Annotated in this window: 18 protein-coding genes; 12 read left to right on the top strand and 6 right to left on the bottom strand. The window is 62.9% G+C overall.

Features of this window, described 5'->3' with window-relative positions; genetic code table 11:
- Positions 1 to 12: 12 nt before the first annotated feature.
- The 5 genes from M1D87_RS05255 to edd all read right to left on the bottom strand — a co-directional run bounded on the left by M1D87_RS05255 (position 13) and on the right by edd (position 6,517).
- A complete protein-coding gene (locus tag M1D87_RS05255) occupies positions 13 to 1,263 on the bottom strand; it encodes a D-mannose isomerase (protein ID WP_123083873.1) in 1,251 nt (416 codons plus the stop codon).
- 240 nt (positions 1,264 to 1,503) lie between these two features.
- On the bottom strand, positions 1,504 to 2,958 hold the full coding sequence (locus M1D87_RS05250) for an ATP-binding protein (protein ID WP_043935373.1): 1,455 nt from the start codon (positions 2,956 to 2,958) through the stop codon (positions 1,504 to 1,506).
- Positions 2,939 to 3,664 carry a two-component system response regulator GltR gene (gene gltR / locus M1D87_RS05245; RefSeq protein ID WP_003257963.1) on the bottom strand — a complete coding sequence of 242 codons (726 nt, stop codon included), beginning with the start codon at positions 3,662 to 3,664 and terminating at the stop codon, positions 2,939 to 2,941. Before gltR ends, M1D87_RS05250 begins: the two co-directional genes overlap by 20 nt.
- 70 nt (positions 3,665 to 3,734) lie before the next feature.
- Positions 3,735 to 4,694 (bottom strand): glucokinase, encoded by a 960-nt coding sequence (locus tag M1D87_RS05240; RefSeq protein ID WP_013971121.1) that lies wholly within the window; start codon positions 4,692 to 4,694, stop codon positions 3,735 to 3,737.
- Entirely contained in the window at positions 4,691 to 6,517 is a 1,827-nt protein-coding gene (gene edd, locus M1D87_RS05235) for a phosphogluconate dehydratase (protein ID WP_013971120.1), read from the bottom strand. Before edd ends, M1D87_RS05240 begins: the two co-directional genes overlap by 4 nt.
- A gap of 265 nt (positions 6,518 to 6,782) precedes the next feature.
- Between edd and gap the strand changes: the two genes are divergently transcribed.
- The 6 genes from gap to M1D87_RS05205 all read left to right on the top strand — a co-directional run bounded on the left by gap (position 6,783) and on the right by M1D87_RS05205 (position 14,014).
- A complete protein-coding gene (gene gap, locus M1D87_RS05230) occupies positions 6,783 to 7,784 on the top strand; it encodes a type I glyceraldehyde-3-phosphate dehydrogenase (RefSeq protein ID WP_003257961.1) in 1,002 nt (333 codons plus the stop codon).
- A gap of 389 nt (positions 7,785 to 8,173) precedes the next feature.
- On the top strand, positions 8,174 to 8,686 hold the full coding sequence (locus tag M1D87_RS05225) for an RNA polymerase sigma factor (RefSeq protein WP_039612760.1): 513 nt from the start codon (positions 8,174 to 8,176) through the stop codon (positions 8,684 to 8,686).
- 71 nt (positions 8,687 to 8,757) lie between these two features.
- Positions 8,758 to 9,720, top strand: coding sequence for a FecR family protein (locus M1D87_RS05220; RefSeq protein WP_123083872.1), 963 nt, complete (start codon positions 8,758 to 8,760; stop codon positions 9,718 to 9,720).
- Between the two features lie 463 nt (positions 9,721 to 10,183).
- Complete coding sequence (locus M1D87_RS05215; protein ID WP_123083870.1) at positions 10,184 to 12,787, top strand: TonB-dependent receptor; 2,604 nt, start codon at positions 10,184 to 10,186, stop codon at positions 12,785 to 12,787.
- Between the two features lie 160 nt (positions 12,788 to 12,947).
- The gene (locus tag M1D87_RS05210) at positions 12,948 to 13,541 is read left to right on the top strand and encodes a biliverdin-producing heme oxygenase (RefSeq protein ID WP_123083869.1); all 594 of its coding nucleotides are present in this window, start codon (positions 12,948 to 12,950) and stop codon (positions 13,539 to 13,541) included.
- Positions 13,542 to 13,597: 56 nt separating this feature from the next.
- Positions 13,598 to 14,014: a YbaN family protein gene (locus tag M1D87_RS05205; protein ID WP_123083868.1), complete on the top strand. Its 417-nt coding sequence runs from the start codon at positions 13,598 to 13,600 to the stop codon at positions 14,012 to 14,014.
- On the opposite strand, the gene arcD (M1D87_RS05200) is transcribed toward M1D87_RS05205, so the two are convergent.
- On the bottom strand, positions 13,994 to 15,421 hold the full coding sequence (gene arcD / locus M1D87_RS05200) for an arginine-ornithine antiporter (RefSeq protein WP_123083867.1): 1,428 nt from the start codon (positions 15,419 to 15,421) through the stop codon (positions 13,994 to 13,996). The two genes, M1D87_RS05205 and arcD (M1D87_RS05200), sit on opposite strands and share 21 nt — an antisense overlap.
- A 231-nt stretch (positions 15,422 to 15,652) precedes the next feature.
- Between arcD (M1D87_RS05200) and M1D87_RS05195 the strand changes: the two genes are divergently transcribed.
- From M1D87_RS05195 to M1D87_RS05170, 6 genes are all read left to right on the top strand, one after another.
- Positions 15,653 to 16,636, top strand: a complete 984-nt coding sequence (locus M1D87_RS05195) for an IS5-like element IS2000 family transposase (RefSeq protein WP_123085883.1) — start codon at positions 15,653 to 15,655, stop codon at positions 16,634 to 16,636.
- A gap of 412 nt (positions 16,637 to 17,048) precedes the next feature.
- Positions 17,049 to 18,476 carry an arginine-ornithine antiporter gene (gene arcD, locus M1D87_RS05190; protein WP_024086357.1) on the top strand — a complete coding sequence of 476 codons (1,428 nt, stop codon included), beginning with the start codon at positions 17,049 to 17,051 and terminating at the stop codon, positions 18,474 to 18,476.
- Between the two features lie 33 nt (positions 18,477 to 18,509).
- On the top strand, positions 18,510 to 19,763 hold the full coding sequence (gene arcA / locus M1D87_RS05185; protein WP_003257954.1) for an arginine deiminase: 1,254 nt from the start codon (positions 18,510 to 18,512) through the stop codon (positions 19,761 to 19,763).
- Between the two features lie 69 nt (positions 19,764 to 19,832).
- The gene (locus tag M1D87_RS05180; RefSeq protein WP_013971112.1) at positions 19,833 to 20,843 is read left to right on the top strand and encodes an ornithine carbamoyltransferase; all 1,011 of its coding nucleotides are present in this window, start codon (positions 19,833 to 19,835) and stop codon (positions 20,841 to 20,843) included.
- Positions 20,844 to 21,023: 180 nt separating this feature from the next.
- The gene (arcC, locus tag M1D87_RS05175) at positions 21,024 to 21,953 is read left to right on the top strand and encodes a carbamate kinase (RefSeq protein WP_003257953.1); all 930 of its coding nucleotides are present in this window, start codon (positions 21,024 to 21,026) and stop codon (positions 21,951 to 21,953) included.
- A 55-nt stretch (positions 21,954 to 22,008) separates the two neighbouring features.
- A complete protein-coding gene (locus M1D87_RS05170) occupies positions 22,009 to 22,377 on the top strand; it encodes a DUF5064 family protein (RefSeq protein WP_013971111.1) in 369 nt (122 codons plus the stop codon).
- Positions 22,378 to 22,408 lie beyond the last annotated feature (31 nt).

Below are 22,408 nucleotides of genomic sequence, written 5' to 3'. Positions count from 1 at the left end.
GATGCGTGAATGTCATCGTTTGGTTACATTGCCGGCAAAGCTGCAGGCCAGGCTGGGTGCCAGTGGCAAGCCCGGCAGCAGCAGCGCCTGGTAGGCATGGTAGAGGTCGGGTTTGCCTGGCCAGATGGTCGCGGCCGGCTGGTTGTGCGCATCGAGTTCGTGGTGCCAGCTGCCAGCGCCATGGTCGATGAAATGGTTGGCGATGAAGTCCCAGCAACGGCGGTACCACTGTTCGTAGTGCCTGTCGCCCGTGCGCTGCAACAGTGCTGCTGCGGCGGCGCAGGCTTCGGCATGTACCCAGTGCAGGCGTGCGCGCACCACCGGGCGATCGTCCCAGTCCAGGGTGTAGACGAAACCGGGCGCGCCATCGACGTTCCAGGCCTGCTGGCAGGCTGTGTCGAATAATGCGCGGGCGCAGTCTGGCAGCCACCGCGGGGCTTGCAGGCCGGACCGTTCCAGGCTGGCCTCCAGGTGCAGCAGCAACCGCGCCCACTCCAGGGCATGCCCGGGCGTGGAGCCATAAGGCCGGAAGTGGTCTGCCGGGTACGCCTGGTTGTAGTGCGGCAGCGGCTGCCAGAGGGCGTCGAAATGCTCGATGACCCGGTAGCCGTTGGCGGCGGCATGGGTATGGATGATGCGTTCGGCGATGCGCAAGGCACGTTGCAGCCACAGGTTGTCGCCAGTTACGTCTGCCAGGGCCAGGAAGGCCTCGACCGCATGCATGTTGCTGTTGGCACCACGGTACTGCTCGGGCAGCTGCCAGGCGCGGGAGAAGGCTTCCCGCAGGGCCCCCTCCTCTTCGCTCCAGAAATGCGCTTCGAGCACCTGCACCGCGTCTGCCAGCAGGACTGGTGCACCACTAGCGCCTGCCATCACCGCCGAGCTGGCGGCCAGGGCGACAAAGGCATGCAGGTAAGCCGCCTTGCCGCTGTCGTCATGGCCACCGGGGTGGGCGAACCAGCCGCCGTAGGTGGCATCCTGCAGCGCGCCACGCAGTGCGGCCACGCCATGTTCGGCATAGGCCAGGTAGCCCGGCACCCCCTGCAGGTGGGCCAGGGCAAAGCAGTGGGTCATGCGGGTGGTGATCAGGGTTTCGGCGCGGGCACTGGGGGCAAGCAGGCCTGCGGCGTCGAGGCTACCGAAGCCATCGGGCAGTTTCGAAGCCGTGGCGAAGGCCAGCAGGCGTTGCCCTTCTGCCATGCGCCAGGCGTTGTGGGCCGGGGCGTCGAGCCAGCGGGTGGAAGCCAGGTTGGAGGTGCTCATGGGCCAGCTTGATCCTTGCCAGTCGTCTGCGAATTCTAGTGAGCGGGCCTGGATGGGGATGTCACCAAGGAGGGTGGCTTTGTCACCAGCCAGTGACATTTGTGTTGCCTGTGCCGGCCTCTTCGCGGGTAAACCCGCTCCTACAAGTTTTTGCGTTAGCCTCGGAGTCTGTATGGACCTGTGAGGTCTTTGTGGGAGCGGGTTTACCCGCGAAGGGGCCGGTAGAGGCAATACAACCCTTCAGTCCATGCCCCGCGGCAGATACAAGGTCACCCGCAACCCGCCCTCACGCAGGTTCAGCAAGCTCACCTCCCCGCCATGGCTATGGGCAATGTTGCGCGCAATCCCCAACCCCAGCCCGTACCCCTGTTGCTGCCCGGCCAGACGGAAGTGCGGCTCGAACACCTGCTCCAGCTGCTGCTGCGGCACCCCCGGCCCCTGGTCATCCACCTGCAGGACAAACCCCTCGGCATTGTCGATGATGCGCAACCGTGCCCGCTCGCCGTACTTGATGGCATTGTCGATCAGGTTGCCGATGCAGCGCCGCAACGCCAGCGGCTTGCCCGGGTACGGCGCCAGCGCCCGGCCTTCGAGCGTTATGCGGCCATCGCCCAGGTAAGGCTCGGCCAGGATTTCCAGCACCTGGTTGAGGTCGACCGGCTCGATGTTCTCGTGGATGTCGGTGTCCTTCACGCACTGCAACGCGCCTTTGACCAGCAGTTCCAGCTCGTCCAGATCCTGGCTGAACTTGGCCTGCAGGCGCTCGTCCTCCAGCAGCTCGACGCGCAGGCGCAAGCGGGTGATCGGCGTGCGCAGGTCGTGGGAAATGGCGCTGAACAGCTGGCTGCGCTCGGTCAGGTATCGGCTGATGCGCTCGCGCATGCTGTTGAACGCACGCCCCACCTCGACCACCTCGCTGCCACCGCCTTCGGCCACCGGCGCTACATCGGCGCCCAGCGACATCTCCCGCGCGGCCCGCGCCAGGCGCTTGAGCGGCCAGCTTTGCCAGTGCACCAGCAAGCCGATGAACAACAGCAGCAAGGCCGTGGTCAGCACGATGAAGCCGATCTGCTGACGTGGCAGGCGCTCGGCCTCCAGGCTGGTGTAGGGTTCGGGCAGCAGCGAGGCGATGTACAGCCACTCACCCTCGCCCAGGCGGATCTGGGTTACCAGCACCGGCGGGTTGAGTGGCTCCAGGGTCAGCGAGTAATGCGCCCAGGACCGTGGCAGTTCGTCGAGCTTCAGCCCGCTGTTGAAGATACGCAGGTCGTCCGGCCCGACGAACTCCACGGAAATTTCCATCTGCGAACCCAGGCGCTCATGCAGCACTTGCTGGAACACATCGATCACCGCCTGCTTGCGTGGGGTAACGGGCAGTAGCGGCATGTCCAGCGGCTTGGCGTTGAGGGACACGAAAAAGCGCGTACCGCCCATGCTGCGCAGCTGGTCGAGGACCATCGGCCGGTAGGCCACCGGCAACGAGCGGAAGTAGCTGACACTGGCACTCATCGAATGAGCCAGGCTGCTGGCGCTGGCACGCAGGCCCTGCAACTGGCTGGCGCGCAATTGGGCAACCCAGATGATGCTCGACAACCCCTGGGCCAGCAGCACTACGAGCAGAGTCAGCAGCAGCATGCGCCCCAGTAGCGAACGCGGCAGCAGACGCCAGCGCCGCTCAGGGCGCATTGCAGACATGGGCAGCCAACAGGTAACCGCTGCCGCGTACGGTGCGGATCAGCCGGGGTGGTTTGTCGGTATCGCGCAGGCGCTGGCGCAGGCGGCTGACCGCCATGTCGACGATGCGGTCCAGCGGCATCGGCTCGCGACCACGGGTGGCGTTGCCGATGGTGTCGCGGTCGAGGATCTGCTGTGGGTGGTCGAGGAACAGCTTGAGCAGGGCGAAGTCGGCGCCGGAGAGAATCACTTCCTCACCGTCGCGATGGAACAGGCGGTGGCTGACCGTGTCCAGGCGCCAGTCGTCGAAGGCCAGCACCGCACTGCCCGGCGCCGCCTGGCCGAACTCGGCGCGGCGCAGCAGGGCCTTGATCCGCGCTTGCAGTTCGCGGGGGCTGAATGGCTTGCCCAGGTAGTCGTCGGCGCCCAGCTCCAGGCCGATGACCCGGTCGGTTTCGTCGGAGCTGGCGGTGAGCATGATGATCGGTACCCGTGCCTGTCGCGGGTGCTGGCGTACCCAGCGGCACAAGCTGAAGCCGTCTTCGTCGGGCAGCATGACATCGAGGATGACCAGGTCGCAGGGGGTGGTTTCCAGCGCGCGGCGAAAGCCCTTTCCGTCGGCTTCGGCATGCACCTGGAAGCCGGAGCGGCTCAGGTAGGTTTGCAGCAGTTCGCGGATTTCCTGGTCGTCGTCGACCATCAGGATTGATTTGCCGGCAGTGCTCAAGGTGGTCCGTCCTTTTGTTAGTTACAGGTCTTTGTTGCCTGTTTTTATTGGGGCCGCTTTGCAACCCCAGTCAGTGAACCTGCGCCTGTTGCAAAGCCACCCCGGCCCCCAGCAACCCGGAAAACTCCGCCGTCACCAGCCAAACCGGCACGCCAGCGAAATAGCCACTCATGCAGCCCTTGTCGGAAAAACTCGCGGCAAACCCGCTGCGCAGGAACAGCTCGGCAAAGCGCGGGATCACGCCGCCGACAATATAAACCCCACCCCGTGCGCCCAGCGTCAGAACATTGTTACCAGCGACTCGGCCGAGGAACCGGCAGAACTGCTCGATCACCGCCAGCGCCCGCGGCTCGCCGCCGAGCGCGGCATCGGTGATCTGTGCCGGGGTCTTGTGTCGGGGTGTGTCGCCGTCCAGCGCGCAAATTGCCTGGTACAGGCGCAGCAGGCCACCGCCACTGAGCACGGTCTCGGCGCTGACATGGCCGATCTGCCCGTGAATCTGTTGGTGAATCGCCGCTTCGCGGGCATTGCCCACCGGCAGGTCGACGTGCCCGCCCTCTCCCGGCAAGGCATGCCAGTGCTGTTCGCCCAGGCGCAATAGCGCGCCAACGCCCAGCCCGGTACCCGGGCCAATGACCAATGCCGGCCGCGACAGGTCCGCCTGGCCTGGGCATACTTCGCGGAATTCGCCGGGACGCAGGCGGGTCATGCCCAGCGCCATGGCGGTAAAATCGTTGATCAGCAGCAGCCGCTCGACCTGCAATGTCTGGCAGAAGGCCACGCGGCTGAGGCGCCAGTGGTTGTTGGTGAAGCGGAACTCATCGCCATCGACCGGCCCGGCCACCGCCAGGCAGGCAGCAGTCACGCCGCCGCGGGGAATGCCCAAGCCTTCAAGGTAAGCCTCGATGGCCTGTTCCGGGCTGGTGTAGTCCTCGGTGGCAAAGACCTTCACTTCATGCAGCTGGTTGTCACGCCACAACGCAAAACGGGCATTGGTGCCGCCGATGTCGCCAACCAGCAGGTCCTTCATTTGAGGTTCTCCAGGGCCGAGGTGAACGCACTGGCGCCCTGCTCTGCCGGGCTGAACGCCATGCGCATGAAGCCGAACAGCTCGCGCCCGCAGCCCAGGTCGTTGCCCTGTGGCGCTGGCGGCAGGTCGCGGCTGGCCAATTCTTCAGCCGACACCATTACCCGCAGCGTGCCTTCGACACCATCGACCCGCACAATATCACCATCGCGCACCCGTGCCAGCGGGCCGCCGTCATAAGCCTCGGGGCAAACGTGAATGGCCGCCGGGATCTTGCCCGAGGCACCGGACATGCGACCGTCGGTGACCAGCGCCACCTTGAAGCCACGGTCCTGCAGCACACCGAGGAACGGTGTGAGCTTGTGCAGCTCCGGCATGCCGTTGCAGCGCGGGCCCTGGAAGCGCACCACGGCGACGAAGTCACGCTCCAGCTCGCCGGCCTTGAACGCATCGGCCAGCGACTGCTGGTCGTGGAACACCCGCGCCGGGGCCTCGACCACCTGGTGCTCGGGGGCAACAGCGGACACCTTCATCACGCCGCGGCCGAGGTTGCCCTCCATCACCCGCAGGCCGCCTTCGGCCGAGAACGGCCGCGCCACCGGGCGCAGGATGCTTTCGTCCAGGCTGTGCTGCGGCCCTTCGCGCCACACCAGCTTGCCGTTGTCGAGGAACGGCTCCTGGGTGTAGCGGCGCAGGCCATGGCCGGCCACGGTGTTGACATCTTCGTGCAGCAGCCCGGCATCGAGCAGCTCGCGGATCAGGAAGGCCATGCCGCCAGCGGCCTGGAAGTGGTTGATGTCGGCCTTGCCGTTGGGGTAGACGTGGGACAGGGTCGGCACCACCTCGGACAGGTCGGCCATGTCCTGCCAGGTCAGCTGGATACCCGCAGCCTGGGCAATCGCCGGGATGTGCAGGGTATGGTTGGTCGAGCCGCCGGTGGCATGCAGGGCGACGATGGAGTTGACCAACGCCTTCTCGTCGACGATTTCACCCAGCGGCATGAAGCTGCCGCTGGCCTTGGTCATGCGCGTGACCTGCTGCGCGGCCTCGGCGGTGAGCGCGTCGCGCAGCGGTGTGTACGGGTTGACGAACGAGGCGCCCGGCAGGTGCAGGCCCATCACCTCCATCACCAACTGGTTGGTATTGGCAGTGCCGTAGAAGGTGCAGGTGCCAGGACTGTGGTAGGACTTCATCTCCGACTCCAGCAGCTCTTCGCGGCTGGCCTTGCCTTCGGCGTAGCGCTGGCGCACATCGGCCTTCTGCTTGTTGGAAATGCCGGAGACCATCGGCCCGCCCGGAACGAAGATGGTCGGCAGGTGACCGAAGCGCAGCGCCCCCATCATCAGGCCGGGAACGATCTTGTCGCAGATGCCCAGCATCAGCGCGGCGTCGAACATGTTGTGCGACAGGGCCACGGCAGTGGACATGGCGATCACTTCGCGGCTGGCGATGGCCAGCTCCATGCCCGGCTCGCCCTGAGTCACGCCATCGCACATGGCTGGCACGCCACCGGCGAACTGGCCGACCGAGCCGACTTCACGCAAGGCCTGCTTGATCTGCTCGGGGAAGTGCTGATACGGCTGGTGCGCCGAAAGCATGTCGTTGTAGGCCGAGACAATGGCCACGTTGGCCGCGTTCATCAGGCGCAGGGTCTGCTTGTCGTCGCTGCCGCAACCGGCCACGCCATGGGCGAAGTTGGCGCACTGCAGGCTGGCACGCATGGGGCCGTCACTGGCCGCGCCGCGAATCAGTTGCAGGTAGCGTTCGCGGGTGGCACGGCTACGTTCGACCAGCCGCTGGGTGACCTCAAGGATGCGCGGATGCATGTACTGGACTCCAGGCTAATTGTAAGGGCGGTTTGCCGGGCATTTCCCCTCCAAACGATTGCGGCCTAGGCTCAAGGTAGAGGAGCCCGCTGCATCGGTGGAGGCACGTCGCCCAACCACTCGTTGTATGTTTAAACAAAATACTGCCACTAAAAAGGCTTGTTTTCTATCGGCAGGTGAATAATCTTGTAATTCCAACAACAAAACCGTTTCAGTGAAGCTCCTTTGTGCCACAGCTTTCACTCGGACTGCCAGAGGTACTGCCATGACCCTACGCATCGCCATCAATGGATTCGGCCGCATCGGGCGCAACGTCCTGCGCGCACTGTATACCCAAGGCTACCGCCAGGACCTGCAGGTCGTCGCCATCAACGACCTGGGCGACAGCGCCATGAATGCCCACCTGCTCAAGTACGACAGCGTGCACGGTACCTTCGACGCCAGCGTCGAGGCCGACCACGAAAGCCTCACGGTCAATGGTGACCGTATCGCGGTCAGCGCCATCCGCAACCCGGCCGAACTGCCCTGGAAGGCCGAGGCGATCGACGTGGTGTTCGAATGCACCGGGCTGTTCACCGAGCGTGCCAAGGCCGCCGCCCACCTGGCTGCGGGGGCTGGCAAGGTGATTGTCTCGGCACCGGCCAAAGGCGCCGATGCCACCGTGGTGTACGGGGTCAACCATGACATCCTGCGGGCCTCGCACCAGATCATCTCCAATGCCTCCTGCACTACAAACTGCCTGGCACCGATTGCCCAGGTGCTGCACCGCGAGTTCGGCATCGAACAGGGCCTGATGACCACCATCCATGCCTATACCAACGATCAGGTGCTGACCGATGTGTACCACGGCGACCCGTATCGTGCGCGTTCGGCAACCCAGTCGATGATCCCGAGCAAGACCGGCGCTGCCGAGGCCGTGGGCCTGGTATTACCGGAGCTGGCCGGCAAGCTGACCGGCATGGCGGTACGGGTGCCGGTGATCAACGTGTCGCTGGTGGACCTCACGGTAAATCTCAAGCGCGAGGCCACGGCCGAACAGGTCAACCAGCTGTTCCTCGAGGCCAGCAAGCATTCCAGGGTATTGGGCTACAACGCCTTGCCGCTGGTTTCCTGCGATTTCAACCACAACCCGCTGTCGTCGATCTTCGATGCCAACCATACCCGGGCCAACGGGCGCATGCTCAAGGTGCTGGCCTGGTATGACAACGAGTGGGGGTTCTCCAACCGCATGCTGGATAACTGCCTGGCGTTGTGCCGCGCCGGCTGAGCATGACATGGCATTTTTACCGCCTGTGAGATCGAGCGCCGCCCGCGCGGCGCTTCGCAGCACAAGGCTGCTCCTACATCTGTTTCGGGCCAATTATTCCTGAGGCCAAGGCGTGCGGCCCCTTGGCTTTCACCTCGATATCGTGACGGACAAACAAGGCGGTCGCGTGCGTTGGCACAGGCGTGACTGGCCTGAAACAGATGTAGGAGCAGCCTTGTGCTGCGAAGCGCCGCGCGGGCGGCGCTCGATCTCACAGGCGCTGATAATGCCGCGGCGAGCGCCTCTGCGCCCAATACTCACAATCTTTACCTTTTCCTAACATTTCCAGGCTTGACCTCTCAGGCGGATGATAAGCATTATCATTAACCTTTCGTCGCCCAGGTCCCCCTGTGAGTCAGTCCCGGTTCAACTCTGTCTTCCTCGTCCAGCGTCTTACCCTGCTGCGCACCCTGCAACGCATGGTGGGCAACCCCAACACTGCCGAAGACCTGTTGCAGGAAACCTACCTGCGGGTTTCCCGCGCGCTCGGTGAGCGGCCCATAGAACACATCGAGCCGTTCGTCTTCCAGACCGCGCGCAACCTGGCCCTCGACCATCTGCGCGCGCGCCGGGTGCAATCGCGCATGCTGGTCGACGACGTGCCCGACGAGGTCCTGCACAGCGTGGCCGCGCCGGCCACCAGCAGCGAGGATGCGGCCCATGCCGAGCAGTTGCTCAAGCACCTGAGTATCAGCCTCAAACAGCTGAGCGAACGTCAGCAGCGCATCTTCATACTAAGCCGGCTGCATGGCGCCACCTACCTGGAAATCGCCAGACAACTGAATGTTTCGCCCAGCACGGTACAGAAGGAACTGAAACTGATCATGGCGATCTGCATGGGTGTCGCCGACCGCCTCAAGTGAGGCAACCCAAAGCCCTTGCCACACCCCGCCTCAGCCTTGATCATTCGAAAAAAACCATTCAAGGATTCACCGTGACCGACAGCCCTGCCCCTCGCCCGTCACCCGCCGGGCCCAGCGCCCGTGCTCGTGCCATGGACGAGGCGCTGGACTGGCTGGTACGCCTGCAATGCGCCGACGCCGAGGACACCCAGGCCTTCGAAGCCTGGCTGAGCGCAGCGCCGGAAAATGCCGAGGCCTATGTCGAGGCAGAAGCATTGTGGAACGGCGCACCGCTGCACCAGGTGGCCGTGCAGATGCATCGGCAACAGCGCCGCTCGTGGCGCGGGCGCCTGCGCAGCCACTGGAAACCCCTGGCCACGGCAGCGCTGCTGCTGGTCGGGCTGTTCACCCTCGGCAACCTGCCCATGCGCCTGCAGGCCGACCACCTGACAGTGGTGGGAGAACGCCAGCGCCTGCAGCTGGAAGACGGGGCGAAAGTGCTGCTCAACACCAATTCGGCATTTGCCAGCGAGCAGCGTGATGGTCTCCAGGTCGCCCGCCTGCTGCAGGGTGAGGCCTATTTTCAAGTCCCCGAGGGCGCGCTGCTGCCACTGGAAGTGCAGGCCGGGCCGTTGCGCGCTCAGGTGCGCGACACCGACTTTGCCGTGCGCTACCTCGACGGCGAGGCACAGGTGCGGGTGCAGCGCGGCGATGTCGACCTGCAGGGGGCCCGCGACCAGCGCATCCGCCTGAGCGCCGGCGACAGCATCAGCGTCGGCCCCCAGGGGTTCGGCCAGCGCCAACGCCCCGACATGCACAAGGACCTGGCCTGGGTCGACGGCCGCCTGGTGTTCGAGAACTGCCCGCTGAGCCAGGTGCTGGCCGAGGTGCAGCGCTACTACCCGGGCTGGATCATCAACCGCAATGCGCAGCTGGAAGACATGGCGGTCACCGGCAACTACCGCCTTGACCAACCGCTGGAAACCCTGCGTGCGCTGGCCCACATCACCGCGGCACAGCTGCATGAGTACCCGGCGTTGGTTATCCTGAACTGATCTTTTGCCTGTCTCGGCCTCATCGCCGGCAAGCCAGCTCCCACCCCGACCGCATTGGCCTCAAGCAATGCGATGTCCCTGTGGGAGATTACCCAGCCCTTTTGGGCTGCGCTGTCGCGCAGAGAACAAATATCGCTCGTCTGACGCGGCCTTTGTAGGAGCAGCCTTGTGCTGCGAAGAGGCCGGTACAAGCAACAGACAGGCTTTGTCAGTACCGGCCTCTTCGCAGCACAAGGCTGCTCCTACAGAACCTCGCCGAACCAATGAGTCATGTGTTGTTCTATGAGAGCTGGCTTGCCGGCGATGAGGCCCGTGCAGGCAGCACATGATCATGGCCCCCTGAATTTATTTTTACGCAGTCACGCTACCCCGCCCGTCTCGTTATAGCCAATGCAACTGATTCTCGTTTGAAAGCGAGGACAGCCATCACCTATAACAGTCCGCGCGTCAGGGAGCGCTTCCGATGTCCACAGGTCCTACCCGCCCCTCCAACCTTCCTCGCCATGGAGGGCAACTGTCCCTCCTGAGCCTTTCCCTACTGAACCTCGCCCTGCTCGCCAGCGGCGCCATCAGCCTGCCGGCACTGGCCGCCGAACCGGCACAGGCCAGCAGCCCGCGCATGGGCGACTACCGCTTCAGCATCGGCCAGCAGCCGCTGGTTTCGGCCATCAATGCTTTCAGCCAGGTCACCGGCTGGCAGGTCGGCTTCAGCGCCGAACTGGCCGACGGCGTGGCATCACCAGGGGTGCAGGGTTCGCTACCGCCGGAAGCCGCGCTCAAGCGCCTGCTGCACGGCACCGGCCTGGGCTTTCGCAAGATCAGCAACGGCAATGTGGTGCTCGAACGCCAGGCCAGCGCCAATGTGATTGCCCTGCAGCAGGTGACCGTCAGCGCCACCCGCAGCGCCCAGGACGTCAGCCAGGTGCCGAGCACCGTCAGCGTGCAGACCCGCGAGCAACTGGACCGGCAGAACGTGAACAACATCCAGGACCTGGTGCGCTACGAACCAGGTGTGTCGGTAGCCGGCACCGGCCAGCGCAGCGGCCTGAACGGCTACAACATCCGTGGTATCGATGGCGAGCGCATCCTCACCCAGGTGGACGGCGTGTCGATCCCCGACAGCTTCTTCTTCGGCCCCTACGCCCAGACCCAGCGCAACTACGTTGACCCGGAGATCGTCAAGCGTGTGGAAATCCTCCGCGGCCCGGCCTCGGTGCTGTATGGCAGCAACGCCATCGGCGGGGCGGTGAGCTACTTCACCCTCGACCCGGACGACATCATCAAGCCTGGCAAGGACGCCGGTGCCCGCCTGAAAACCGGCTACAGCTCGGCCGACGAAAGCTGGCTGACCTCGGCCACCGTCGCCGGCCGCCAGGGCGACTTCGACGGCCTGTTGCACCTGAGCCAGCGCAACGGTCACGAAACCGAGACCCACGGCGGCCACAGCGGTGACGGCCTGGCGCGTACCGAAGCCAACCCGATGGACGTGCGCACCACAAACGTGCTGGCCAAGCTGGGCTGGAACTACGCCGACGAAGCGCGCCTGGGCTTCACCTACGAGCGCTACAAGGATGATCGCGACCAGAACATCCTCAGTGCGGTGGGCGGGCCTTTCATTCCTGGCTTTGGTGCCCCAGGTTACTACAAGGCGCGTAACGGCAACGACACCGTCACCCGCGAACGCCTTGGCATCAACCATGAGTTCGGCCTGGATTCGCTGGTCGCCGACCATGTGAAGTGGAGCCTGAACTACCAGATCGCCAAGACCGACCAGCACACCGAGGAAGTCTACGCACCGCCTGGCCGTCAGGTACTGCGTACCCGAGACACCCTGTACAAGGACCGCCAGTGGGTATTCGACGCCCAGCTGGACAAGGCCTTCAGCCTCGGCGCCACCGACCACCTGTTGACGTACGGCACCACCCTCAAGCACGAGAAGGTCACCGGTTCCCGCAGCGGCACCGGTACCTGCCTGGCCGTTGGTTCAGGCTGTTCTGCCGCTGGCGCCGAGCGCCCGGCAGACGGCCAGGCCCTGGTCAGCGACTTCCCGGACCCGACCGTGAACACCTACAGCCTGTTCGTGCAGGATGAAATCCGCTGGAACAACTGGACCTTCATGCCTGGTGCTCGTTACGACTACACGCGCATGGAGCCCAGGTTCACCGAGGAATTCCTGCGTGGCCTGGAGTCCAGCGGTACCGCACCAACCTCCCAGAACGACTCGGACAAGAAGTGGCACCGCGTCTCGCCCAAATTCGGCCTGACCTACGCCTTCAACGACAACTACACCTGGTATGGCCAGTACGCCGAAGGTTTCCGCACCCCGACTGCCAAATCCATGTACGGGAAGTTTCAGAACATCGAGCAAGGCTACCGCGTCGAAGGCAACCCGGGTCTCGAACCCGAAAAGAGCAAAAGCTATGAAACCGGTCTGCGTGGCAACTTCGACGCCGGTAATTTCGACGTGGCGGTGTTCTACAACAAGTACCGCGACTTCATCGACGAAGATGCCGTACAAAGCGCCAACCTGGAGCAGACCTTCAAGGCCAACAACATCAAGCACGCCACCATCAAAGGTACCGAGGTCAAGGGCCGCCTGAACCTGGACCACTTCGGTGCGCCGCAGGGCCTGTATACCCAGGGCTCGATCGCCTACACCTATGGCCGCAACGATGACACCGGCGAGCCACTGAACAGCGTCAACCCGCTCAAGGGCGTGTTCGGCCTGGGTTACGAACAACAACACTACGGCGGCCTGCTGAGCTGGACATTGGTCAAGCGCAAGACCCGCGTCGACGACAGCACCTTCTACTCGCCCGACGGCTCGAGCTCCAAGTTCCGCACCCCGGGCTACGGGGTGCTGGACCTGACCGGTTACTACAAGGTCACCGACGACGTGACCATCAACGCCGGCCTGTACAACCTCACCGACAAGAAGTACTGGCAGTGGGATTCGGTACGCAGCTACGACGGCCAGGGTGAAGCGGCCGTGACTCAGCCGGCCAACATCGACCGCCTGACCATGCCGGGGCGCAACTTCGGCATCAATGTGGTTTGGGATATCTGACCTGGATTATCGCTGACAGGTTTGTTTCGTCAGTGCCGGCCTCTTCGCGGGTAAACCCGCGAAGAGGCCAGCACTACCAGCACAAATACCCGCTTTTTTTACTGTCCCACCCCCGCTATTTCGTCTTGTCTCTAGACGCCCCTTTTCCAAGGACTGCCCCATGACCGAACGCCCAGCCCTGCGCTCCCAGCGCCTCAACCAGATCACCCACGCCCCCCACGCCGAACTGGACGCCCTGGTCAAAGCCCACGCGCCCTTCGACAGCCGCGAAAGCTTCGCCCGCTTCGTGGTCGCCCAGTACCTGTTCCAGGCCGAGCTGCAGGCCCTGTACAACGACCCGCAACTGATCGCCATCATCCCCGACCTGGCCGAGCGCTGCCGTGCCGAACAGGCCCGCCTGGACCTCGCCGACCTTGACACCGAAGTACCACCAGCCGTGCCGGGCGCCCTGCGCAACCCGAGCCTGGGCGAGGCAATGGGCTGGATCTTCGTCTCCGAAGGCTCCAAACTGGGCGCTGCGTTTCTGATCAAGCGTGCCGTGGCCCTGGAACTGTCCGACAGCTTCGGTGCCCGACACCTGGGCGAACCGGCCGGTGGCCGTGCCGAAGGCTGGAAACAGTTCACCCGCATTCTTGATGGCCTGGCCCTGTCGGCCGAAGAGGAAGCCGCTGCCGAACGCGGCGCAGTTGCTGCCTTCGAGCGCTTCACCAAGCTGCTCAAGCATGCCTATGCTGCAGATGCCGCGCTGGTTTGACACGCCATACCCCGGCCACCCTACCGGTGGCCGAACCGCTTCCATGCAGTGAGACCATGACCCGACCCGCCCGTTCGAAACTCGCCCGCCTGCTGTATGCGACCTTGGCTTACGTGAGCCTGGGCGTGGGCCTGGTCGCGATCGTCATTCCCGGCCTGCCGACCACCGAATTCATCCTGCTGGCTGCCTGGGCGGCCACACGCAGTTCGCCGCGCCTGTCTGCCTGGCTGGAAAACCACCGGTTGTTCGGGCCGATCCTGCACAACTGGCGCAATGGCAAGGTGATCCAGCGCCGGGCCAAGGTCAGCGCGACCCTCAGCATGCTGCTGTGCGCGGGCCTGATGCTGACGTTCCTGGAACACCGCTGGCCGGTGTTCCTGGCCATTGCCGGCATGACCCTGGGCAACCTGTGGATCTGGTCCCGCCCCGAGCACGCCCCCTGCCCTGCCGCGTCACAAGCTCAGCAGCCCTGAGTACAGGGCATAGGCCGCCAGCGCGGCACCTGCCAGCACGGCAGCGAAAATCAGCTTTTCCCAAGTGGTGAACAAGGTTTTACCCTGCTCATGCTTGGCCCTGGCGAACAGGATCACGCCCGGGGCGTACAGCAGCGCCGACAGCAGCAGGTACTTCAGCCCGCCGGCGTACAACAGCCACACGGCATATACCAGGGCAACCAGCGCCACCAGCAGGTCCTTGCGGCGCAGGGCCGGCTGCTCGTCGTAGGTTTCTGCACGTACCGCCAACAGCACGGCGTAGGCCGCCGACCACAGGTAGGGCACAAGAATCATCGACGAGGCCAGGTAGATCAGGCTGGTATAGGTACCGGCGGAAAACAGCGTGATCAGCAGGAAGCCCTGGATCATGCAGTTGGTCAGCCACAGGGCGTTGGCCGGTACATGGTTGGCGTTTTCCTTGGCCAGGAAACCCGGCATGGTCTTGTCCCGCGCCGTGGCGTAGAGGATCTCGGCACACAGCAACGCCCACGACAGCAGCGCGCCAAGCAGCGAAACCGCCAGGCCGATACTGATCAGCAAGGCGCCCCATGGCCCGACGATATGCTCCAGCACCGAAGCCAGTGACGGGTTCTGCAGCCCGGCCAGTTGCGGCTGGGTCATCACCCCGAGTGACAGCACGTTGACCAGCACCAGCAGCGCCAGCACTCCCAGAAAACCGATCACCGTAGCCTTGCCCACATCCGAGCGGCGCTGGGCGCGCCCGGAATACACACTGGCGCCCTCGATGCCGATGAACACGAACACGGTGACCAGCATCATGTTACGCACCTGCTCCAGCACGCTGCCGAACTGCGGGTTGCTCAGGCCCCAGATGTCACGTGTGAAAATATCGGCGCGGAAGGCGAACGCCGCGATCACCACGAAAATCAGCAACGGTACCACCTTGGCGACGGTAGTCACCTGGTTGATGAACGCCGCTTCCTTGATGCCGCGCAGCACCAGGAAATGCACCGCCCAGAGCAGCAGCGAGGCGCAACCGATGGCGATTGGCGTGTTGCCCTCGCCGAATACCGGGAAGTAGAAACCCAGGGTGCTGAACAGCAGCACGAAGTAGCCGACGTTGCCCAGCCAGGCACTGATCCAGTAGCCCCAGGCCGAGGAAAAACCCATGTACTCGCCAAAGCCGGCCTTGGCGTACGCGTACACTCCCGAGTCCAGCTCCGGTTTGCGGTTGGCCAGGGTCTGGAATACGAAAGCCAGGGCCAACATGCCGACTGCGGTGATACCCCAACCGATCAGCACAGCCCCCACATCGGCACGCGCCGCCATGTTCTGCGGCAACGAGAAGATCCCGCCTCCAATCATCGAGCCGACCACCAACGCGATCAGCGCGCCCAGGCGCAGCTTCTGTCCCGGTTCGCTCATGAGCCTTCCTTTTTTTTTGCGCACTGTCACGGGCTTGAAACAGCCATGCGGTCCATATAAGTGTTGCTACTTATAATGATCCTGACCAATGAAGCTATAGCACTAATAACTGCTTTGTCTATGCCAGCTTTTGAGTAAAAACTAGGGATTCTCCGATCAAGTCAGCACAGGCCATCTGACCTGTGCTGAAATAGCCCTCCGTCCAACTGCCTTCTACAAGTCCGCCATCCCATGAGTCAGATGAGCTTTTCCGATTTCGAGTACGCCGGCAAGCGCAAGCAAACCCGTCGCGAGCGTTTCCTGGCCGAGATGGAACAGGTGGTTCCGTGGAGTGGACTGGTGGCGTTGATCGAGCCTCACTACCCAAAGGCTGGCGGTGGCCGCAAGCCTTATCCTCTGGAAACCATGCTGCGCATTCACCTGCTGCAGAATTGGTTCTCTTTGAGCGATCCCGCCATGGAAGAGGCGCTGTACGAGATCACTTCGATGCGCCAGTTCGCTCGTCTGACGCTCAGCGCTCCGATCCCCGAAGACACGACGATCATGAACTTCCGGCACCTGCTGGAGAAGCATCAGTTGGCAGTCGGCATTCTGGAAACCATCAACAATTACCTGCAAGACAAGGGCCTGTCGTTGCGCCAGGGCACCATTGTCGACGCTACCATCATCCACGCGCCCAGTTCGACCAAGAACAAGGAAGGCAAGCGCGATCCTGAAATGCATCAAACGAAGAAGGGCAACCAGTACTATTTCGGCATGAAGGCCCACATCGGCGCGGATGCTGAATCGGGTCTGGTGCATCACGTTCATGGCACCGCCGCGAACGTAGCTGACGTGACGGAGGTCGCTCAGCTATTGCATGGCGAAGAGAATGTCGTGTGTGCGGATGCGGGTTACACAGGCGTGGAAAAGCGGCCAGAACACGAGGGACGGCAGGTGATATGGCAGGTCGCTGCCCGCCGCAGCACCTACAAACACTTGAACAAACGCAGCGTGCTCTACCAAGCCAAGCGCAAGATCGAAAAGGCCAAGGCGCAAGTGCGTGCGAAGGTGGAGCACCCGTTCCGGGTGATCAAACGCCAGTTCGGCTATGTAAAGACTCGTTTTCGCGGCTTGGCCAAGAACACGGCGCAACTGACCACGCTGTTTGCCCTGTCGAATCTGTGGATGGTGCGCCGGCAATTATTGCCTGCTGCGGGAGAGGTGCGCCCGTGAGTCCAGATAACCAAGGCTTTGCCTTGGTTATCCAATAATCAGCGACTGAAAAGCGGGCTTTTCGGCATCCCTAAACCGCACATTTCCGACTGATGAGCAACTTGTTCGGAGTTTCCCTAGCAGCTCCGGAGCAACTAGAAAAGAATCCGATAAAACTCGAAATTCTTGTGAAAAATTTGCGAAAGCGGCAAAAACGGCTAGCGTCAAGCATCGCAGGCTGAACAGAGCGTTTGCTCTAGATGGACATGGAGGTGCCAGCATGCAAGGCCTGCAGCATAAGTTGTCGGCACTCTCCAGGAGCTTCGTGAAGGAATTTTCCTACTTCACGTCGCCATGAACTGACCCAAGTCAGCGAATGGCAGCGGCGTCGGATTTACTCTGTCGTCAACTTTCTCCTGGCAGGAGTTGTTAAATGTCTGATTCATCCGGAAAACTAAAGCTCGGCGCGTTAGTTGCACTTGTCGTCGGTTCGATGATTGGTGGCGGTATCTTCTCGCTGCCGCAAAACATGGCTGCCAGCGCAGGGGTTGGCGCTGTACTGATCGGCTGGGCGATCACCGCGGTCGGCATGCTGACCCTGGCGTTCGTGTTCCAGACCCTGGCCAACCGCAAGCCTGACCTGGATGGCGGGGTGTATGCCTACGCCAAGGCCGGTTTTGGCGACTACATGGGCTTCTCCTCGGCCTGGGGCTACTGGATCAGTGCCTGGCTGGGCAACGTCGGCTACTTCGTGCTGCTGTTCAGTACCCTGGGCTACTTCTTCCCGATCTTCGGCGAAGGCAACACCCCGGCCGCCATCATCGGCGCATCAGTGCTGCTGTGGGCCGTGCATTTCCTGGTGCTGCGCGGCATCAAGGAAGCAGCATTCATCAACCTGGTCACCACCGTGGCCAAGGTGGTGCCGCTGCTGCTGTTCGCCCTGATCTGCCTGTTCGCCTTCAAGCTCGACATCTTCACCGCCGACATCTGGGCGGTAGGTACGCCAGAGCTGGGCAGCGTGATGAACCAGGTGCGCAACATGATGCTGGTCACCGTGTGGGTGTTCATCGGCATCGAGGGTGCGAGCATCTTCTCGTCGCGGGCGGAAAAACGCTCTGACGTGGGCAAGGCCACGGTCATCGGCTTCGTCACCGTGCTGCTGTTCCTGGTGCTGGTCAACGTGCTGTCGCTGGGCATCATGACCCAACCAGAACTGGCCAAGCTGCAGAACCCGTCGATGGCTGCCGTACTGGAGCATGTGGTCGGCCACTGGGGCGCGGTACTGATCAGCGTCGGCCTGATCATCTCGCTGCTCGGGGCCCTGCTGTCGTGGGTGCTGCTGTGCGCCGAGATCATGTTCGCCGCCGCCAAGGACCATACCATGCCGGAGTTCCTGCGCCGCGAGAATGCCAACCAGGTACCGGCCAACGCCCTGTGGCTGACCAACGCCATGGTGCAGATCTTCCTGGTGATCACGCTGTTTTCCAGCAGTACCTACCTGTCGCTGATCTACCTGGCCACCTCGATGATCCTGGTGCCCTACCTGTGGTCGGCCGCCTATGCCTTCCTGCTGGCTCTGCGTAGCGAAACCTACGAGCAGGCCCTGGCCGAACGGCAGAAGGACCTGGTGATCGGTGGTATCGCCCTGTTGTACGCCGTCTGGCTGCTGTACGCCGGTGGCGTGAAATACCTGCTGCTCTCGGCCCTGCTCTACGCACCTGGCGCGATCCTGTTCGCCAAGGCCAAGCGTGAGGTTGGCCAACCTGTCTTCACCAACGTGGAAAAACTGATCTTCGCAGCCGTGGTCATCGGTGCCCTGGTGGCAGCCTTTGGCCTGTACGACGGCTTCCTGACCCTTTGACCCACGTCTTCGTTCAACTGGAGGAATGAAATCATGTCCGCTGAAAAACAGAAGTACGGTGTCCACTCCGAAGCCGGCAAACTGCGCAAAGTGATGGTTTGCTCGCCGGGCCTGGCGCACAAGCGCCTGACGCCGAGCAACTGTGACGAGCTGCTGTTCGACGACGTGATCTGGGTCGACCAGGCCAAGCGTGACCATTTCGACTTTGTCACCAAGATGCGCGAGCGTGGCGTGGATGTGCTGGAGATGCACAACCTGCTGACCGACATCGTCCAGCAACCCGAAGCACTGAAGTGGATCCTCGATCGCAAGATCACCTCCGACACCGTCGGTGTCGGCCTGACCAATGAAGTGCGAAGCTGGCTCGAAGGCCTCGAGCCACGCCATCTGGCCGAGTTCCTGATCGGCGGCGTGGCAGGCCAGGACTTGCCGGAAAGCGAAGGCGCCAGCGTGGTCAAGATGTACAACGACTACCTGGGCCACTCCAGCTTCATCCTGCCACCGTTGCCCAACACCCAGTTCACCCGCGACACCACCTGCTGGATCTATGGCGGCGTCACGCTCAACCCGATGTACTGGCCGGCGCGCCGCCAGGAAACCCTGTTGACCACCGCCATCTACAAGTTCCACAAGGAGTTCACCGGCGCCGACTTCCAGGTGTGGTACGGCGACCCGGACAAGGACCACGGCAACGCTACCCTCGAAGGCGGTGACGTGATGCCGATCGGCAAAGGCATCGTGCTGATCGGCATGGGCGAGCGCACCTCGCGCCAGGCCATCGGCCAGTTGGCGCAAAACCTGTTCGCCAAGGGCGCGGTGGAAAAAGTCATCGTCGCCGGCCTGCCAAAATCCCGTGCTGCCATGCACCTGGACACCGTGTTCAGCTTCTGCGACCGCGACCTGGTCACGGTCTTCCCGGAAGTGGTGAAAGAGATCGTGCCGTTCATCATCCGCCCGGACGAAAGCAAGCCTTACGGCATGGACGTGCGCCGCGAGAACAAGTCGTTCATCGAGGTGGTGGGCGAGCAGCTTGGGGTCAAGCTGCGCGTGGTCGAAACCGGTGGCAACAGCTTTGCCGCCGAGCGCGAACAGTGGGATGACGGCAACAACGTGGTGGCCATGGAACCGGGCGTGGTCATTGGCTACGACCGCAACACCTACACCAATACCCTGCTACGCAAAGCCGGGATCGAGGTCATCACCATCAGTGCCGGCGAACTGGGCCGGGGCCGGGGTGGCGGCCACTGCATGACCTGCCCGATCGTGCGCGACCCGATCGACTACTAACGACCATTACCCCCGGCCGCCCTCATAAAGCGGCGGCCGGTGCGTTCACCAAACTCAAGGAGAAAAGTCATGGCGTTCAATATTCACAACCGCAACCTGCTCAGCCTGGAACACCACACCACCCGTGAGCTGCGCTACCTGCTGGACCTGTCCCGCGACCTCAAGCGTGCCAAGTACACCGGCACCGAGCAGCAGCACCTGAAGGGCAACAACATCGCGCTGATCTTCGAAAAAACCTCTACCCGTACCCGCTGCGCCTTCGAAGTGGCCGCCTATGACCAGGGCGCCAATGTCACCTACATCGACCCGACCTCCTCGCAGATCGGCCACAAGGAAAGCATGAAGGACACTGCCCGCGTGCTCGGGCGCATGTACGACGCCATCGAGTACCGGGGCTTCAAGCAGGAAATCGTCGAAGAGCTGGCCAAGTTCGCCGGCGTTCCGGTGTTCAACGGCCTGACCGACGAATACCACCCAACCCAGATGATCGCCGACGTGCTGACCATGCGTGAGCACAGCGACAAGCCCCTGCACGACATCAGCTACGCCTACCTGGGCGACGCCCGCAACAACATGGGCAACTCGCTGCTGCTGATCGGCGCCAAGCTTGGCATGGACGTACGCATCGCCGCGCCCAAGGCGCTGTGGCCGCATGACGACCTGGTCGAACGTTGCCACAAGTACGCCGAGGAAAGCGGCGCACGCATCACCCTCACCGAAGACCCGGTTGCCGCGGTCAAGGGTGTGGACTTCGTGCACACCGACGTGTGGGTATCGATGGGTGAGCCGATCGAAGCCTGGGGTGAGCGCATCAAGCTGCTCAAGCCGTATCAGGTGAATGCACAGCTGATGAAGTCCACCGGCAACCCGCGGACCAAGTTCATGCACTGCCTGCCGGCGTTCCACAACTCCGAAACCAAGGTAGGCAAACAGATCGCCGAACAGTACCCGGACCTGGCCAACGGTATCGAAGTGACCGACGACGTCTTCGAGTCGCCGGCCTGCATCGCCTTCGAGCAGGCGGAAAACCGCATGCACACGATCAAGGCGATCCTGGTGTCGACACTGGCTGACCTGTAAAGGCTGACTCGGCAAGCCGGGCAACCCGAATCCCTGTGGGAGCGGGTTTACCCGCGAATGCGTCGGTAGCACCAGCCGTGTTGCATGGGCTGACGCTTTCGCGGGTAAACCCGCTCCCACAAGGGGGCGGCGATACCGGTCGAGAGCAGCGCTCCCTTCTTTCGTTAAAGGACATTCCCCATGCGTATCGTTGTTGCATTGGGCGGCAACGCCCTGCTGCGTCGCGGCGAGCCCATGACCGCTGATAACCAGCGGGCCAATATCCGCACCGCCACCGAACAGATCGCCAAGATCCACCCAGGCAACGAGCTTGTCATCGCCCACGGCAACGGCCCGCAAGTTGGCCTGCTATCGCTGCAGGGCCTGTCCTACAAGCCCGACGAGGCCTACCCGCTGGACGTGCTGGGGGCCGAGACCGAGGGCATGATCGGCTACATGATCGAACAGGAACTGGGCAACTTGCTGGCCTTCGAAGTGCCGTTCGCCACCCTGCTGACCCAGGTCGAAGTGGACGCCAACGACCCCGCCTTCAAGGACCCGACCAAGTTCATCGGCCCGGTCTATGGCAAAGAAGAGGCCGAGCGCCTGGCCAAGGAAAAGGGTTGGGTGGTCAAGGCCGACGGCGACAAGTACCGCCGAGTGGTGGCCAGCCCGAAACCCAAACGCATCTTCGAGATCCGCCCGATCAAGTGGCTGCTGGAAAAGAGCAGCATCGTGATTTGCGCCGGCGGCGGCGGCATACCCACCATGTACGATGAGAACCGCAAGCTCAAGGGCATCGAGGCGGTGATCGACAAGGACCTGTGCTCGGCCCTGCTGGCAGAGCAGCTGGACGCCGATCTACTGATCATTGCCACCGACGTCGATGCGGCCTATGTTGACTGGGGCAAGCCCACACAAAAGGCCATTGCCCAGGCCCACCCCGACGAACTCGAACGCCTTGGCTTCGCCGCTGGCTCCATGGGGCCGAAGGTGCAGGCCGCCTGCGACTTTGCCCGCAACACCGGCAAAGTGGCAGTGATCAGTTCGCTGGAGAACATCGAAGACATCGTCAAAGGCACCGCCGGCACGCGCGTTTCCACCGCGAAGCCGGGGATCAGCTACCGTTGAATGCAGTAGGCGGGCGCCAGCGTCCGCCATTTTCGACCTTCCAAAGGAGCTTGCCATGGCCCAGTACCAACCCGGTCATGTACACATCGAGCGCACCGCGCTGAACCAGAATGACCACAGCTATGACCTGAACATCGAATACGAGGCAGTGTCGGACCCCAAGGAAGGTAGAGGCATCCAGTTCAAGATGCATGGCAGCATCGAAGGCAAGCCAGTGGAAGAAAAGTTCTTCCTGGCCAAGGACCAGGTATTGCCCAGCTTCCTCATGCAACTGAGCCGAAGGGCGCAGTCGTACCTGAAGCCACCGAAGAAATTCGAGAGCCTGAGCTCGCCGCACAAGCTTTATGACCATATGTTCGCGGACATTCGCGAAAAGCTGGATGTGAAATCGGGCGACCCGATCAAGCCTGAACATCTGGAGTGATTTCAAGAACCGGGGCCGCAAAGCGGCCCCG

It is taken from the genome of Pseudomonas sp. SA233 (assembly GCF_054792385.1).
Note: the sequence above shows the minus strand (reverse complement) of the source record. Positions and strands in the feature narration are given on the sequence as shown.

Bases quoted from the DNA above. Each gene is read 5' to 3' on its own strand.
- M1D87_RS05240 (WP_013971121.1), bottom strand. From the start codon at position 4,694: ATGAAGGACCTGCTGGTTGGCGACATCGGCGGCACCAATGCCCGTTTT.
- M1D87_RS05215 (WP_123083870.1), top strand. From the start codon at position 10,184: ATGTCCACAGGTCCTACCCGCCCCTCCAACCTTCCTCGCCATGGAGGG.
- arcA (WP_003257954.1), top strand. From the start codon at position 18,510: ATGTCCGCTGAAAAACAGAAGTACGGTGTCCACTCCGAAGCCGGCAAA.
- arcD (WP_024086357.1), top strand. From the start codon at position 17,049: ATGTCTGATTCATCCGGAAAACTAAAGCTCGGCGCGTTAGTTGCACTT.
- arcD (WP_123083867.1), bottom strand. From the start codon at position 15,421: ATGAGCGAACCGGGACAGAAGCTGCGCCTGGGCGCGCTGATCGCGTTG.
- arcC (WP_003257953.1), top strand. From the start codon at position 21,024: ATGCGTATCGTTGTTGCATTGGGCGGCAACGCCCTGCTGCGTCGCGGC.
- edd (WP_013971120.1), bottom strand. From the start codon at position 6,517: ATGCATCCGCGCATCCTTGAGGTCACCCAGCGGCTGGTCGAACGTAGC.
- gap (WP_003257961.1), top strand. From the start codon at position 6,783: ATGACCCTACGCATCGCCATCAATGGATTCGGCCGCATCGGGCGCAAC.
- M1D87_RS05205 (WP_123083868.1), top strand. From the start codon at position 13,598: ATGACCCGACCCGCCCGTTCGAAACTCGCCCGCCTGCTGTATGCGACC.
- M1D87_RS05195 (WP_123085883.1), top strand. From the start codon at position 15,653: ATGAGTCAGATGAGCTTTTCCGATTTCGAGTACGCCGGCAAGCGCAAG.
- M1D87_RS05250 (WP_043935373.1), bottom strand. From the start codon at position 2,958: ATGTCTGCAATGCGCCCTGAGCGGCGCTGGCGTCTGCTGCCGCGTTCG.
- M1D87_RS05255 (WP_123083873.1), bottom strand. From the start codon at position 1,263: ATGAGCACCTCCAACCTGGCTTCCACCCGCTGGCTCGACGCCCCGGCC.
- M1D87_RS05170 (WP_013971111.1), top strand. From the start codon at position 22,009: ATGGCCCAGTACCAACCCGGTCATGTACACATCGAGCGCACCGCGCTG.
- M1D87_RS05180 (WP_013971112.1), top strand. From the start codon at position 19,833: ATGGCGTTCAATATTCACAACCGCAACCTGCTCAGCCTGGAACACCAC.
- M1D87_RS05210 (WP_123083869.1), top strand. From the start codon at position 12,948: ATGACCGAACGCCCAGCCCTGCGCTCCCAGCGCCTCAACCAGATCACC.